This is a genomic window from Haloarcula terrestris, assembly GCF_031624315.1.
Classification (GTDB): Archaea; Halobacteriota; Halobacteria; order Halobacteriales; family Haloarculaceae; genus Haloarcula; species Haloarcula terrestris.
Genome location: NZ_JAMQOM010000006.1, coordinates 94,267 through 107,771 on the forward strand (window position 1 = coordinate 94,267; position 13,505 = coordinate 107,771).

At 64.2% G+C, this 13,505-nt stretch carries 18 protein-coding genes; 10 read left to right on the forward strand and 8 right to left on the reverse strand.

The genetic code is table 11. From position 1 onward, the window contains the following. Nucleotides 1–8 precede the first annotated feature (8 nt). From NDI54_RS14830 to NDI54_RS14850, 5 genes are all read left to right on the forward strand, one after another. On the forward strand, nucleotides 9–1,712 hold the full coding sequence (locus tag NDI54_RS14830) for an alpha-glucosidase (protein WP_310897214.1): 1,704 nt from the start codon (nucleotides 9–11) through the stop codon (nucleotides 1,710–1,712). A 5-nt stretch (nucleotides 1,713–1,717) separates the two neighbouring features. Beyond that, complete coding sequence (locus tag NDI54_RS14835; RefSeq protein ID WP_310897215.1) at nucleotides 1,718–3,442, forward strand: glycoside hydrolase family 13 protein; 1,725 nt, start codon at nucleotides 1,718–1,720, stop codon at nucleotides 3,440–3,442. Between the two features lie 61 nt (nucleotides 3,443–3,503). Continuing rightward, the gene (locus tag NDI54_RS14840; protein ID WP_310897216.1) at nucleotides 3,504–4,274 is read left to right on the forward strand and encodes a creatininase family protein; all 771 of its coding nucleotides are present in this window, start codon (nucleotides 3,504–3,506) and stop codon (nucleotides 4,272–4,274) included. Nucleotides 4,275–4,375: 101 nt separating this feature from the next. Then, entirely contained in the window at nucleotides 4,376–4,540 is a 165-nt protein-coding gene (locus NDI54_RS14845) for a hypothetical protein (RefSeq protein WP_310897217.1), read from the forward strand. A gap of 89 nt (nucleotides 4,541–4,629) precedes the next feature. Next, nucleotides 4,630–4,794: a hypothetical protein gene (locus tag NDI54_RS14850; RefSeq protein WP_310897218.1), complete on the forward strand. Its 165-nt coding sequence runs from the start codon at nucleotides 4,630–4,632 to the stop codon at nucleotides 4,792–4,794. Nucleotides 4,795–5,238: 444 nt separating this feature from the next. Here the strand turns inward: NDI54_RS14850 and NDI54_RS14855 are convergent, their stop codons facing one another. Next, on the reverse strand, nucleotides 5,239–5,526 hold the full coding sequence (locus NDI54_RS14855) for a DUF5789 family protein (protein ID WP_310897219.1): 288 nt from the start codon (nucleotides 5,524–5,526) through the stop codon (nucleotides 5,239–5,241). A gap of 156 nt (nucleotides 5,527–5,682) precedes the next feature. Here NDI54_RS14855 and NDI54_RS14860 point away from each other — a divergent pair, with 156 nt between their 5' ends. The 3 genes from NDI54_RS14860 to NDI54_RS14870 all read left to right on the forward strand — a co-directional run bounded on the left by NDI54_RS14860 (nucleotide 5,683) and on the right by NDI54_RS14870 (nucleotide 7,843). Beyond that, nucleotides 5,683–6,789 (forward strand): DUF7139 domain-containing protein, encoded by a 1,107-nt coding sequence (locus NDI54_RS14860; RefSeq protein ID WP_310897220.1) that lies wholly within the window; start codon nucleotides 5,683–5,685, stop codon nucleotides 6,787–6,789. Nucleotides 6,790–6,895: 106 nt separating this feature from the next. Continuing rightward, nucleotides 6,896–7,222, forward strand: a complete 327-nt coding sequence (locus tag NDI54_RS14865) for a transcription factor S (RefSeq protein ID WP_310897221.1) — start codon at nucleotides 6,896–6,898, stop codon at nucleotides 7,220–7,222. A gap of 9 nt (nucleotides 7,223–7,231) precedes the next feature. Next, complete coding sequence (locus NDI54_RS14870; RefSeq protein WP_310897222.1) at nucleotides 7,232–7,843, forward strand: hypothetical protein; 612 nt, start codon at nucleotides 7,232–7,234, stop codon at nucleotides 7,841–7,843. On the opposite strand, the gene NDI54_RS14875 is transcribed toward NDI54_RS14870, so the two are convergent. From NDI54_RS14875 to NDI54_RS14890, 4 genes are all read right to left on the reverse strand, one after another. Then, nucleotides 7,824–8,204, reverse strand: a complete 381-nt coding sequence (locus NDI54_RS14875) for a hypothetical protein (protein WP_310897223.1) — start codon at nucleotides 8,202–8,204, stop codon at nucleotides 7,824–7,826. The two genes, NDI54_RS14870 and NDI54_RS14875, sit on opposite strands and share 20 nt — an antisense overlap. Before the next feature lie 2 nt (nucleotides 8,205–8,206). Continuing rightward, nucleotides 8,207–8,416 (reverse strand): hypothetical protein, encoded by a 210-nt coding sequence (locus NDI54_RS14880; protein WP_310897224.1) that lies wholly within the window; start codon nucleotides 8,414–8,416, stop codon nucleotides 8,207–8,209. A gap of 76 nt (nucleotides 8,417–8,492) precedes the next feature. Next, entirely contained in the window at nucleotides 8,493–9,215 is a 723-nt protein-coding gene (locus tag NDI54_RS14885) for a methyltransferase domain-containing protein (protein WP_310897225.1), read from the reverse strand. A gap of 1 nt (nucleotide 9,216) precedes the next feature. Further along, the gene (locus tag NDI54_RS14890) at nucleotides 9,217–9,612 is read right to left on the reverse strand and encodes a nascent polypeptide-associated complex protein (protein WP_310897226.1); all 396 of its coding nucleotides are present in this window, start codon (nucleotides 9,610–9,612) and stop codon (nucleotides 9,217–9,219) included. Nucleotides 9,613–9,758: 146 nt separating this feature from the next. On the opposite strand from NDI54_RS14890, the gene NDI54_RS14895 reads away from it, so the two are divergent. Beyond that, nucleotides 9,759–10,709 (forward strand): AEC family transporter, encoded by a 951-nt coding sequence (locus NDI54_RS14895; protein ID WP_310897227.1) that lies wholly within the window; start codon nucleotides 9,759–9,761, stop codon nucleotides 10,707–10,709. On the opposite strand, the gene NDI54_RS14900 is transcribed toward NDI54_RS14895, so the two are convergent. Beyond that, nucleotides 10,710–11,162 carry a hypothetical protein gene (locus NDI54_RS14900; protein ID WP_310897228.1) on the reverse strand — a complete coding sequence of 151 codons (453 nt, stop codon included), beginning with the start codon at nucleotides 11,160–11,162 and terminating at the stop codon, nucleotides 10,710–10,712. It abuts the gene before it with no gap. Between the two features lie 36 nt (nucleotides 11,163–11,198). After that, on the reverse strand, nucleotides 11,199–11,666 hold the full coding sequence (locus NDI54_RS14905) for a PUA domain-containing protein (RefSeq protein WP_310897229.1): 468 nt from the start codon (nucleotides 11,664–11,666) through the stop codon (nucleotides 11,199–11,201). Between the two features lie 591 nt (nucleotides 11,667–12,257). Between NDI54_RS14905 and NDI54_RS14910 the strand changes: the two genes are divergently transcribed. Further along, on the forward strand, nucleotides 12,258–12,440 hold the full coding sequence (locus tag NDI54_RS14910) for a hypothetical protein (RefSeq protein WP_310897230.1): 183 nt from the start codon (nucleotides 12,258–12,260) through the stop codon (nucleotides 12,438–12,440). 138 nt (nucleotides 12,441–12,578) lie between these two features. Here NDI54_RS14910 and NDI54_RS14915 read toward each other — a convergent pair whose 3' ends face one another. Beyond that, complete coding sequence (locus NDI54_RS14915; protein ID WP_310897231.1) at nucleotides 12,579–13,076, reverse strand: LabA-like NYN domain-containing protein; 498 nt, start codon at nucleotides 13,074–13,076, stop codon at nucleotides 12,579–12,581. Nucleotides 13,077–13,505: the final 429 nt, after the last annotated feature.

Consider the following 13,505-nt stretch of genomic DNA (forward strand, 5'->3'; position numbering starts at 1 on the left):
CCCTGTGTATGACCGCAGCGCGCGCCTGGTGGAAGGAGGCGGTCGTCTACCAGATTTACCCACAGAGCTTCAACGACAGCGACGGGGACGGAGTCGGCGACCTGCAGGGCATCATCGAGCGACTGGACTACGTGGCGAGTCTCGGCGTGGACGTTATCTGGCTCAATCCGGTGTATCAGTCACCGCAGGCCGACAACGGCTACGACATCAGCGACTACCGCGCCATCCACGAGGCGTACGGGACGCTCGATGACTGGGAGGAACTACTGGACGAGATTCACGCCCGGGACATGCGGCTCGTCATGGACCTCGTGGTCAACCACACCTCAGACGAGCACGAGTGGTTCCAGCGCTCGCGCCGAGGGGAAGACGGCTACCGCGACTACTACATCTGGCGCGAGGGCGAAACCGACGAATACGGCGACCCCACGCCACCGAACAACTGGGGCTCCTTCTTCGGCGGGTCCGCCTGGGAGTACGACGAGAAGGGCGAATCGCAGTACCTCCACCTGTTCCACGAGAAACAGCCGGACCTGAACTGGGAGAACCCCGAGATCCGGTCGGACATCTACGAGATGATCGACTGGTGGCTGGAGAAGGGCATCGACGGCTTTCGGATGGATGTCATCAACCTGATTTCCAAGCCGGAGGGACTCCCCGACGGCGACCCGGATTCGGACCCGGTCGGCGTCGAACAGTTCGCCAACGGGCCGCGAACGCAGGAGTTCCTGAACGAAATGGCCGCCGAGACGTTCGACGATTACGACGCGATGACGGTCGGCGAGTGCGTCGCCATCGATGTCGACATCGCCGGCGACTACGTCAGCGCCGACGGACCGCTGGACATGGCGTTTCACTTCCAGCACATGCAACTCGACCAGCAGGACGGCTGGTGGTCAATCGAGGACTGGTCGCTGCCCGACCTGAAGTCGGTGATGGCCGAGTGGCAGACCGACCTCGACGGGTGGAACACCGTCTATCTGGGCAACCACGACCAGCCCAGAATCGTTTCCCGGTTCGGCGACGACGAGGAGTACCGTGAGGCGTCGGCGAAACTGCTGGCGACGTTCCTGCTCACCCACCAGGGGACGCCGTTCCTGTTCCAGGGTGACGAGATCGGGATGACGAACTGCCCGTGGGCGTCTTTCGAGGAGATGCGCGACGCGGACGCGAAGAACCGCGTTGCACTCGCGCTGGAATCGGGCGACATCGAGGACTACGACGAGGCCCGCGAGGTCGTCGAGTTCCGCTCCCGGGACAACGCCCGGACGCCGATGCAGTGGGACGACTCTCACAACGCCGGCTTCACCGACGGCGACCCCTGGATAAAGGTCAACCCGAACTACGAGGACATCAACGTCGCTGCGGCCGAAACGGCCGAGGACGGAATCCTTTCGTACTACCGCGAGCTCATCGACCTGCGGAGCGACCTGGACGTACTGGTCTACGGCGAGTACGAACTGCTGTTGCCCGACCACGAGACGGTGTACGCCTACCGGCGGACGCTTGATGAGCCGTCAGTTGACGTTGACGATGTGCTCGTCGTACTGAACGTTTCGCCGACGGAAACAGGCGTCTCGGTTCCGGTCGACACCGACGCCGCGCTCCTGTTCGGGAACGAACTGGATGCGTCCGACGCATCCTCGGAGAGCCACGACAGCATCGACCTCGACCTCCAGCCCTACGAAGCGCGCCTCTATGACCTTTCCTGAATACAATGACGACAACGCAATTTGTTGCCGACGACGAACTGGACAGCGCCTGGTGGAAAGAGGCGGTCGTCTACCAGATCTACCCCCGGAGTTTCAACGACAGCGACGGGGATGGTATCGGCGACCTGCAGGGGATCATCGAACGGCTGGACTACGTCGCCGACCTCGGCGTCGATGTTATCTGGCTCAATCCGGTGTATGACTCTCCCCAGAAGGACAACGGCTACGACATCAGCGATTATCAGGCCATCTACGACGAGTTCGGAACGATGGCCGACTGGGAAGCGCTCTTGACGGAAGTCCACGACCGGGACATGCGACTCGTCATGGATCTCGTCGTCAATCACACCTCGGACCAGCACGAATGGTTCCAGCAGTCCCGCCAGCGCGACCCGGAGTACGACGAGTACTACATCTGGCGGGAGGGCGGCACGGACGAGGACGGCAATCGAACGCCGCCGAACAACTGGGAGTCCTTTTTCGGTGGCTCCGCCTGGGAGTACGACACGGAACGGGGCGAGTACTTCCTCCACCTGTACGACACCTCACAGCCGGATCTGAACTGGCGCAACGACGCCGTTCGGCAGGATATCTTCGACGCCATCGAGTGGTGGCTGGAGAAGGGCATCGACGGCTTCCGGATGGATGTCATCAACCTTCTATCGAAAGTCGAGGGCCTGCCCGACGGCGACCCCGACAGCGAGTGGGTCGGGGCCGAGCAGTTCATCAACGGGCCGGAGCTGTCGTCGTATCTCGACGCCATGGACGAGGACGTGCTATCGAACTACGACGTGATGACCGTCGGCGAAATGCCCCAACTGACCGTCGAGTCGGCCCGCGAGTACGCCGGCGCTGACGGCCCGCTGGACATGGCGTTTCACTTCCAGCACACGAAACTGGACTACGACGACGGGGAGCGCTGGAGCGTCGGCGACTGGAGCCTGCCGGAGCTGAAACGTATCACCGACCGCTGGCAGAACGGACTGGCGGCGGACGGGTGGAACACGCTCTACTGGGAGAACCACGACCAGCCCCGGAGCGTCTCGCGCTACGGCGACCCCGAAAACTACCGCCAGGAATCCGCGAAGCTGCTCGGGACGTTCATCCTCACGCTCCGCGGGACGCCCTACATCTACCAGGGCCAGGAACTCGGGATGACCAACGCCGACTGGGAGACGATGGACGACCTCCGGGACGTGGACGCCATCAACCACGCGCGGGAACTGCTCGACCGGGACGGCGTCGAGAGCTACGACGACGTGAAAGACATCGTCGGCTACCGGACCCGCGACAACGCCCGGACACCGATGCAGTGGGACGACTCGCGCAACGCCGGCTTCACCGACGGCGAGCCCTGGATTCAGGTCAATTCGAACTACGAAACGATTAACGCCGCCGACCAGCGGGCGGACGCGGACTCCGTCTACAGCTACTACCAGCGGCTCATCCAGTTGCGCGCCGACCGCGACGTGCTGGTGTATGGGGACTACACGGACCTGCTGCCCGACCACGAGACCGTCTTCGCCTACACCCGGTCGCTTGTGACGGACGAGCGGACCGAGCGGATCCTCGTCGTCCTACACTTCGACGACGTGACGGAAACCTTCGATCTCCCGGTCGAGTCCGACGATGCGACGCTGCTGGCGTGTAATTACGACCGCACCGATCCGGACCCGGGGACGGTAACGCTCGCGCCGTACGAGGCTCGCGTTTACGAGCTGTTCGACTGAGGCTGTGGCACAGGATGGGGAGAAGCACAGATTCAAGACGCGCCCGTCACCACCACCTCGTATGTACCTTGCCGACGAGACCTGGCCGGACCTCGGCGAGTATTTCGAAACCGAGTCGCTGGCGCTCGTCCCGCTCGGGTCGACCGAGCAACACGGACCGCATCTCCCGCTGGCGACGGACCATCTCATCGGGGAGGCCTTCGCTCGGGAGGCCGCCGACAGGACGGGGTATCTCTGTACGCCGACGATCAACGTCGGCGTGAGTCCCCACCACAGACAGTTCAACGGGACGATGTGGGTCGACGCGCCGGTGTTTCGGGATTACGTCGAGTCCTTTACCCGGAACCTGGCGTACCACGGTATCGACCGCGTCATCTACGTGAACGCCCACGGCGGGAACATCGAACACCTCCGGGAAGTCGGTCGTCGGCTCCGCGACGACGAGGTGCTGTACGCCATCGAGTGGATGTGGGACGAGAGCATCCCGGAGCTCGTTGACGACCTGTTCGAGCAAAACGGTCCCCACGGCGGGCCGAAAGAAACGGCCATGATACAACACCTGCGGTCAGAGCTGGTTCACGACGACCGCCTCGAAGACGCACGCGATGGTGGGGTCCCGAGTGTCGAAGCGGCAAACACGGAGAGGTTCGGTTCGCGGACCTTCTACGACGCTGCCGACAACACCGGCAACGGAGTCCTGGGCGACCAGACCGACGCCTCGGCCGAGAAGGGCGCGGAGATGTTCGAGGCCGCGACCGAACAGCTCGTCAGGCTCTGTGAGTGGCTGGACGCCCAGGCGTTCGAGGATCTGCTACCGGAGCCACACGTCTAGCGCAGGACCGCCGGTGTGACCCCGGTCCCGTTTGGAGGTATCTGTACTGACACTGACCGGCTGTGGGTTGGATTTTTGCGACAGGGCGGTGTAGGTGGGGTATGGTCCTCCTCCTGTTTCCCGGTATGCCTGGAGCCGTCGAACTGGTCATCCTTCTCATCATGATGGGGCTGTTCCTGGTCGTCCCCCTCGCGCTCATCGTTGCCGCGTACCTCTTTGGCAAGCGCCGCGGTAGAGCCGAAGTGACCGATCAAGTCGAATCCTAACAAATCGACAGACGGCGGCCAATCGGTCCGTTCCAGCCCTCTCGCCCCGAATCGACTCGTTTATCGGTCCCACTCTATGAGAGGTACGTGTGTCCCCACCGCGTCCCCAGCCGGAGTCGCTGCGTAGCCGAGCGTTCGAGATCACAGTTGACGACGGACGAGAGACGTTCAACGCGCTCAGCATCGAACACACCGACTGTGAGACGGAGTGGCTGATCTCCGATACGGTATATGCGCTTGAAAATATGCGGTAACACCGCTTCCAATCCCGTGTTTTCCGCCGGTGCGATAGCATTCTAAACTGCGTCGCTTCGGGTATTCACACAGTCTCTGTGTCTCGAGTCACTCGTCGGAGACCCGCCGCCAGACAGGCATGAACACGCCGTAGAACGAACCGAAGAACAGAACCATAGCCGCGATAGCTAATTCGCGCCCTTCTACCCCGAATACGTCGTACAGAAGGCGGAGGACGACGATTACCCCGATTCCCCAGACAGCGAACGCAATTCGCTCTTTCCATGACAGGCCACTACGATGGAACACACGCTGTTTCCGCAACAGACGGTGTCAAAGCCTGTGGTTCACACGCGATGTTCAGCACTCCGAATAAGTCACTGAATCACATTTCGATGGGACGCTGTCTGCGGTTAGACTTGCCAGTATGGCTCTGCCGGCACCGATAGAAGTCCGCTAGCCGCTCATTCGGTCGGGATCGGGCCGGTCCCGATGACAGCTCGGACTGCGCTCTCGAATTCCTGGCGGTCGGAGAAGTATGGCACATCAACGTCCTCAAGCACCGTTGCGAGCGCCTGTGGGCCGTCAGGCGTGCGGATCGTCGTGTCTCCCTCGCGGTCCACGATAGTGCTATGTTCGATGCCCCAGGTGAGCCGGGCCGAGACGCGGGCCAGCGGCGCACCGGCCACGTTGGAGCCGTCACCGAGTTCGACGGCCGGCTCTTCGGCTTCTTCGCTTTCGTCGTCGCTCATACCCGAACTGTGCCCGCGGGTCCGATTAGTGCTTTCGGAACCGCTCGCGTGCCAGAGGCGTCACGACAACGAGCCTCTGCGCGCTCTGCTCGCGCGTGCCCGCGTCATGCGGCTGTCTGACGGGTAGTTTTATCTGATGTAACGGTAGTATAGTGCATGACTAGTCTCACCGACGTGTACGAAGGGGAGGTTGGGCGCGTCGCATCGCGTCGCCAGCAACTCGTCGGGACAGCCCTGTTTCTGGCGGGTGCCGCCGGACTCGTCGGGGCGATCACGCTCGCGACGACGGATGTCGGCACCACATACGGGCTGGACGCCTACGCCGCCAGGCGGCTCGCCGGAATCATCGCCGGACTCGGGCTGCCGGCGGTCATCCTCGGCGTGTTCGCGGTGTTGCCGGCGAGTCGCCGGATTCGGCTGACGGCGCTCGGCGGAACGGGCGTCGCGATGGGTGGCGTCGGCCTGTTCCAGTCGCTGTACCCCTACAACTGGACCAGCAGCGACCCGCTGTTGGCGCTGCTGACCGGCATCATCTACTTCGCTGGCATCGTGACGACGTTCTGGTGTCTGTTCGCGTCGCTCGCGACGTTCAAGACGCGGAACGATCCCGGCGGGACGGCGCGCATGGAAGTGACGGAGGAGGGGACGATCCGCCTCGTCGAGGAAGCCCGGTCGATTCCGGGGCTGGGCGGCATCGGCTTTTTCGGACAGGACCCGGACGGCGGGGTCGAGACTCAGACGAACCGGCCGGGGACGCCCGACAACGGCGCTGTCAGCGACGGCGGAACCGGACAGCGCTCGGGTGGGGCACAATCGGCCGCGGGCCGCGGTCGCCAGCGGGCGAGTGACAAGCGGTCTGACCGCACCACACAGTCACAGCGACAGTCCGATAGCGGAACGGCGACGGGGCGTCAATCGGACCGTCGAGCGGCCGCCGATACGTCGGCTCGCTCGGGCACCGGCCGGGGGAACACGTCCTCGAACGGGACGGGGCGCTCCGGTCCCTCCGAGAACGCGCTCGACCCGGCGATAGCTGAGGCCGGCCCGGAAGCGTCCACGTCGACTGACGGCGGGACGGCGACGACTGGCCACGACACGATTACCGAGACGGCGGTCCATCAGGGCGAACCGGACACCTACTGCGGCAACTGCCGGCACTTCCAGTACGTGATGCAGGACGACGACATCGAGCCGTACTGCTCGTTGCACGGCGAGGTGATGGACGATATGGACGCCTGTTCGGCGTGGGTCCGCAACGACTGAGGCTGCGGTTTTGCGGTTCGTCGCTCCCACACAGGACCAGACTGTTATGACGGCGACGGCGAACCCGGGCGTTTAACACGGTCGGCAGGCAAACGGTGGTACTACAATGGAGTTTTGCGACGAATGCGGTTCGATGATGAAAACGGAGGACGAAAGCTGGGTCTGTGGCAGCTGCGGGTACGAGAAAGCTCGGAACGCCGAGGCCGAACAGGAGATGGCCGTCACCACGCAGGGCCAGGAGGAGTCGGAAATCGTCGACACCTCCGAGGTTGACGCCGAGGACATGGGGCCGACGACGGGTGCCCGCTGTCCCGAGTGTGGCAACGAGCGCGCCTTCTACGAGATGAAGCAGATCCGCGCGGCTGACGAATCCGAGACGCGCTTTTTCACCTGTACCGAGTGCGAGCACAAGTGGCGCGAGGACGACCACTGAGGCCGGACCGTGCCCGCTGATCCCGCGTTCCCGGACGTACCTACGGACCGACTGCGCGACGGCGGCTGGGAGCTCGTCGACGAGAGCGTCGAAACCGTCTTCAAGCTGCCGACGGCTCGCGTCGAGGGCGCGACGAAGGTGTACGACGCGGCCGAGACACGCGAGGCCGTCCGGGACGCGGTTGGGTTCGACCACCAGTGGCGGTTCTTCTTCGCGACTGCACTGTCGTTTACGCCGCCGCTGGCACCGGGTATCGGGCCGGCGATGATTCTACCGACGGTCCGGTCGGAGGCCCAGTCGGCCTTCGCCGACGAACTGGCCGACAGAGGGTTTGAGTCCATCGAACGCGGACGGAGAGAGCGAGTCCGCGTGGACAGCGGCGACCGCGCCCGGCTCCGGACATACAGCGCCGAACTCGACCTGGAAGCGGTCGACGCGACGCTGTCGATCACTGGCTGGGTCGGCGTCTGGCACGGCAGGGGGTTCCGTATCGCTGCCGGGGCGTACCCCGACCAGTCCCTTGCGACGCTCCTGAATATCGAGGAGCCGCCGGAAACGCTCCGGCAAACGCCGTCGGACTACCGGGCCGAACTGCTGGACCTCATTCGCGCTGTGGCGTAAGTGCCAGAAGCGCGCCGTCAACGAACAGTTCTATCGGGCCGAGACCCAGTCGTTTTGCGAGCCTGCTCGGGACAGCATCTTCCCCGAGCCGAGCGACGGGCGCTCCGCGAACCCGGAGTTCGGCAGTCAGCCCGGCGGCGGCAAGTGCCGTGGCGGCGTCGGTTCCCGTGACCGATCGATCCCGCCAGAGGGCAAATGCGGCCCCGAAAGAGGGCAGATCGACGGCGACGAGGTCGTCGTACCCGCGGACGGTGAACGCGATCCCGTCCCGCTCGACCGTCAGGTCGGCGTCGACGAGGAGGTCCGGTTTTCGCTCGAGCAGGTCGAACAGATCACCGACCGTCTTCGCCGTGATGACCACTGTCAGTCGTTGTCGCGTGTCGTGATAGTGAGCGTCCCGTCGACCCGCCAGCGGGCGTGTTCGGCGTCCTCGCCGGCCTTGCTCGGGACATCGACTTCCATGTCGTCGAAGTCGTACGTTATTTCGGCGTTACGTCCGGTCAATCGGTCGTACAGTCCGATTGCGAGGTCGGGCCAGGTTGTCGTCTCCGACGGCGTTTCTGTTTCACTCATGCGTTCGAATTGATGGGCCAGGGACATATCAAACCAGCACCCAATGAAAAGGGGTCGGTCGCCGCAGTCTGTCAGTTCAGGGCCGACGCGCGAACGTCAGATAGCCGGTGTGGCCGACGCCGCCGGTCGAGGGGCGGGACCCCCGGTCGTCGAAGTCCATCTCCCGCTGGATGGTGTCGAGCGTCTCGACGCCGTCGAGCCCGACCTCGGTGGCCGTCGCTACGACCTCGCGCGTGTTCTCCACGAACGGGGAGTACACCGCTAGCGATCCGCCCCGCTCCAGCAGCGTGGGCGTTCGCTCGACCACGGTGGGGGCGTCCTCGGTGTCGAGGGTCAGCACGTCAAAGCCCGAGAGGGCGTCGAGATCGTCGGTGATGTCGCCGGTCCGGACCTCGACAGTGTCCGCGACGCCGGCGATTTCCATGTTCTGTCGCGCCACCTCGGCGAAGTCGGGGTCCTGCTCGTAGGTCACCACGTCAGCGCCGATGCGGCCCATGTACGCGCTGAGGATGCCGGTCCCGGTGCCGGCATCGAGGACGCGGTCCGCGGCGGCCACCCCGGTCTTGCCGACGACCAGTCCAACGTCGCGGGGCATCATCGGCGCGCCGGTCCGTTCGAGGTGGGTAAACAGGTCCGGCCCGCGGAGCCGGCGGACGGTGAAACCGGTACCCAGATGCGTCTCGACAACGTCGCCCGGTTCCACGTCCTCGGGCACCTCCAGAATGCCGAGATCGGATTCGAACCGCTCGCCGGGGTCCAGCAGGTACTCGCGGTCCTCGTGGACGAAGAGATACGCCACGTTACTCCAGTTCGTCGACCGCGTCCGCGAGGTCGCCGTCGTTGGCTTCCAGCGCCTCTCGCGCGGTGTCTTCGTCGACGCCGGCCCGCATGGCGACGAGTTCAACGTCGTCCTCGTCGACGCCCGAGTCGCTGCCGCTTTCGTCGGTATCGTCCTCGGCCGCCGCGGTCGAGCCCTCGCCGGAGCCGAGTTCGCGGCTTTCGGGGTCACCGACGACCTGGTACGTTTTCTGGCCCTGGGCTTCCATCAGCTGGACCTCCGCGTCGTCGAAGACGAGTTCCTCGTCCGGTGTGCGGATAATTACTTCCTGTGCATCGATGTCGTCCATGTCGATGCCCATCTGTTCCATCATCTGCTTCATCTTGCGCGGGTTCATCCCGCCGCCTCCGCCAAACATACGTAAGACTGGCGGGGCAGGGCAGAAAAGCGTAGCGACCCGGGCTCGGGCCGGCGCTCGGTGCGGTCCAAAGCTGTCGTGCGGTCGAAACCGGCACACCCGCGGTGCTTCGTAACGATTCTAAGGCTCGGCCGTCCATCCCCGCCGTGTCACTGCTGTCTATCTTCGCCACGGCCATCCTCCCGGTCGTCGTGGTCGCCGCGGCCGGCTTCGCGCTCGGCCGGGTCAAAGGCACGGACCCAGACGCGCTCAACACCATCACGGTGTACGTCCTCGCGCCCGCGCTCGTCGTCCACAGCCTGACCACGTCGACACTGGCCGGCAGTACGATCCTGAGCGTCGTCTTCGCTGTCGGTCTGTTCACCGCGGCGATGCTCCTTCTCGCGGAGGGCGTGGGCCGCCTCACGGGACATTCGGAACCCCTGCTTGGCGCGTTCGTCCTCGTCTGTATCTTTCCCAACACCGGGAACTTCGGCATCCCGCTGGCGGATTTCGCCTTCGGTCCGACCGGGCGCAGTACGGCCGTCCTCGTGACCGCGCTACAGGGCGTGTTGCTCTACACCGTCGGCATCTACATCGCCGCCCGGGGCAGCGGCAGCAGCCCGCTCGCGGACATGCGCCGTGTGTTCGGCGTCCCACTCGTCTACGCCGTCGTCGTCGCGCTCGCGCTCCGATGGGTCGGCGCAGTGCCGCCCACGGAATCGACGGTGATGCAGACCCTCGAACTGCTTGGCAATGCCTCGATTCCGGTGATGTTGCTCATTCTCGGGATTCAGCTGTCGAACGTCGACGGCGACAGCGATTTCCGGTCGGTTGGCATCGCCAGCGCGATGAAACTCCTGTTGGCCCCGGTGGTCGCGTTCGCCGCAGTGCTCGTCGTCGGCTTCCAGAACGAGACGGTCGCCCGGGTGGTCGTCCTGTTGCTTGCGACGCCGACCGGCGTGACGACGCTCATCCTCGTCGGCGCGTTCAGTCACCAGACTGGAGAGAACTCACCGGGCGAACTCGTCAGCGCGGCGGTGTTCCTGACGACCGTCGCCAGCGCGGTGACGGTCACAGTGTTGGTCTGGCTCTTGCAGTCCGGGCTGGTGCTGTGACTACTCCTCCGCAAAGATCTGGATCTCGTCCGCGTAGATCTCTACGTAGTGGTTCGACCCCGCCCCAACGTCGAACCGCTCGATAGGGAGATCGCGGGTCTTCGTTGGCCCGCCGTCGACAGCGACGGTTAGCGTGTACGCACCGGGCGTGTGGATCCCGGGGTCGTACTCCACGGCTTCGTCAGCCGCTAGCGCCACCGTCTCATCGATCAACGAAGTCCCGTCGTGCGTGAGGGTAACGGAGACGGTCAGGTCGCTCTCTGTAGGGTTGTGGACGACGAACAGAATCGGGTCGTCTGGGGGCGGCGTCACCGTCGGCGTTGTCGACGATTTCGCTGTGGTGGTCGGGGATGTTGCTGGCGTCTCGCTCGATGTCGTGGCAGATTGGCTGGGCGCGGCACAGCCGGTGATTGGGGAGAGCGCAAGCGCGGCGAGGAACGTGCGGCGGCGCATATCGTCCGTCTCGAAGGGAGCGGCAAGTGCTTTCTGTCAGTCCTCTGCGCCCTGCCGGACCTTCACGGCCATTCCCGTTTCGAAGTCGTCCATGCCGCTGCCGGGCAGTTCCGCCCGACCGACGGCGAGCAGATAGCCGTCCGCGTGGACGACGAGGGCCTCGTCGCCCGGTCGGAGGGCGCTGTCGGCTGACTGCACGAACTTCGCGAAGGCGTTGCGGCCCTCGCGGATGAACGGCTCGCTCTCGTCGCCGACGACCACACGGTGGCGCGGTGCGTCAAAGGCATCGAGGAGTCGGCTCCCACCGGCGAGGCCGAGTCGGAACCGTCCGTCGTCGCCGTACGTGGCGACGCGGCCGTCCGCGGTGTGGATCTGGCGCGGGCGGCCAGAACTCGTGTGTGTTACGTCGAGGGCGTCGGAGCCGGCGAACAGCGCCGTCCCGCCACCGCCGCCGAACTGGTAGTCGGCCGCGCGCCTGAGCCCACGGAACTCGTCGTCACTCATGGCCCGTGTTCGATGCCGGGTGATAAACCGCCTTTCGGTTCTGTCCCCGCAGTGTCTGAAATGAGAACTGTGCCCGACCGTGTTACTTGAACCACAGACGAGCCAGAGAATCAAACGATCCGGAATGCCACTCCCCCCGGCCGAACCGAATCAACGGCTCGGCGCTGTGAGTGCCAGATGACGGAGCATGAACCGGAATGCCATTGGTTCGCTCCGTCGATTGCCCCGTCCCGAGTATGCGGGGCGTGTGCCTCTGTCCGTTTCACAGTCACGGATCGCCCACGATGCCTGGAACTGCGGTGGGTCTCCGTCTCACGGCTGTCCCGTGACGGTCAGCCGTGAGGGTATCCCGACACGACGTGTTTCATCAGCAAGCGACGACACGTCACCTGTGTGACCCAACTGAAGGGGAGCCCTACGGGCGGATGTATATGCTGCTTCAGTTATGCAGGTGGACCGCGAAACCCGTTCGGCTGGGCCGGACCGGCGCGGTCTCGGAGGGATTTGTGTGTGGGTTGGTGGTGTGTAACACATTCGTTTCGGGTGGTTTTGGGGAAATTTATACCGGATGACTCCCAAGAGAAGGGTGATATGGCTACGGACACGCGAAAAGTGATTCTGGGCGCTGTGCTGCTGGCAGTCAGCACCGTGCTCATTCTTGGCACAGGCGCAATCGACATCGGCATCCCGGCCGCCGCCGGGGCGCTGGCAGCGCTGGGGATGGCTGCGGGGGCGCTCCTCATTGGAACGTCCGAAGGCGGTCGCCCGGTCTAACCGCTGCTAGCGTTCTACTGTTTTGCCGACACACAACACACGGCCAGCCGTGCGTCTGCCAACCGAAAATAGCTGATTCTGCGAAACAGTCAGGCCGAAGGTAGGCACGGGAGAAAGCGACCGCCCAGCAGTGGCGCGCTACAGGAGGAACCGGTCGGAGTCGTCACTCATGTCGATGAACCCGTCGACGGCCGCTTTGAGGTCCTCCGAGGACGACTCCTCGAAGCCCATCGCTTCGACGCGACAGCCCTCGTGGCGGAGGTACCGACAGACGCGAGCGAAGTCCCCGTCGCCGGTGCAGAGCACCACCGTGTCGACGTGATTCGCCAGCGAGACGGCATCGAGGCTCATCCCCACGTCCCAGTCGGCCTTCTTCGACCCGTCCTGAAACGTTTTGATGTCTTTGATGCGCGTCTCGAAGCCAATGTCGACCAGCGCTTCGAAAAAGGTCTCTTCTTCGGGCGAATCCGCTCGGATGACGTAGGCGATAGCGCGGGTCAGTTCGCGGTCGTCGACGGCCTCTTGCAGCAGTGCGTCGTAGTCGATGTTCCGCGAGTAGAGACTCCGGGCAGTGTGATAGAGGTTTTGCGCGTCGGCCAGTACGGCCACACGCTGTCCCGGCTGGGAAACTGTCATATCAGGTGTTGGCTATCGGCCGGAATATGCTTTCGGGATATAAAAGTGGAATATAGGCATAACTATAATTCAGGCAACTGTTCCTGCGGGCACACTACCGCTGGTGTTTCGGGATCCTGAGACGGACTGCTATGGTGTCGATGTGACAGGCCTCACGTCCAGATTTCGTTGCTGGTAGCGATATGCCACAGCGGGAACACAAAAGCTAAGTCGGTCACACGAGGTATCTCGACCATGCGACGGCGCTGCCAGTCCGGAACTGCCCCGTGGCCACCCGGTGAGTGCGTCGTCCGCGCGAAACGCAAACCGACGTTTTAGTGGCTCGTGGCGGACGTGGCGACTCCGTCCCGGGTCGGATCACCTGACAGACAACAGCCGCTGGCATCGGCCGGCGACCGTACCGACTCCGACCGGACAACCTAACCCACA

Bases quoted from the DNA above. Each gene is read 5' to 3' on its own strand.
- NDI54_RS14880 (WP_310897224.1), bottom strand. From the start codon at position 8,416: ATGAGTGAAACAGAAACGCCGTCGGAGACGACAACCTGGCCCGACCTC.
- NDI54_RS14845 (WP_310897217.1), top strand. From the start codon at position 4,376: ATGGTCCTCCTCCTGTTTCCCGGTATGCCTGGAGCCGTCGAACTGGTC.
- NDI54_RS14860 (WP_310897220.1), top strand. From the start codon at position 5,683: ATGACTAGTCTCACCGACGTGTACGAAGGGGAGGTTGGGCGCGTCGCA.
- NDI54_RS14905 (WP_310897229.1), bottom strand. From the start codon at position 11,666: ATGAGTGACGACGAGTTCCGTGGGCTCAGGCGCGCGGCCGACTACCAG.
- NDI54_RS14840 (WP_310897216.1), top strand. From the start codon at position 3,504: ATGTACCTTGCCGACGAGACCTGGCCGGACCTCGGCGAGTATTTCGAA.
- NDI54_RS14865 (WP_310897221.1), top strand. From the start codon at position 6,896: ATGGAGTTTTGCGACGAATGCGGTTCGATGATGAAAACGGAGGACGAA.
- NDI54_RS14910 (WP_310897230.1), top strand. From the start codon at position 12,258: ATGGCTACGGACACGCGAAAAGTGATTCTGGGCGCTGTGCTGCTGGCA.
- NDI54_RS14915 (WP_310897231.1), bottom strand. From the start codon at position 13,076: ATGACAGTTTCCCAGCCGGGACAGCGTGTGGCCGTACTGGCCGACGCG.
- NDI54_RS14890 (WP_310897226.1), bottom strand. From the start codon at position 9,612: ATGTTTGGCGGAGGCGGCGGGATGAACCCGCGCAAGATGAAGCAGATG.
- NDI54_RS14855 (WP_310897219.1), bottom strand. From the start codon at position 5,526: ATGAGCGACGACGAAAGCGAAGAAGCCGAAGAGCCGGCCGTCGAACTC.
- NDI54_RS14835 (WP_310897215.1), top strand. From the start codon at position 1,718: ATGACGACAACGCAATTTGTTGCCGACGACGAACTGGACAGCGCCTGG.
- NDI54_RS14900 (WP_310897228.1), bottom strand. From the start codon at position 11,162: ATGCGCCGCCGCACGTTCCTCGCCGCGCTTGCGCTCTCCCCAATCACC.
- NDI54_RS14830 (WP_310897214.1), top strand. From the start codon at position 9: ATGACCGCAGCGCGCGCCTGGTGGAAGGAGGCGGTCGTCTACCAGATT.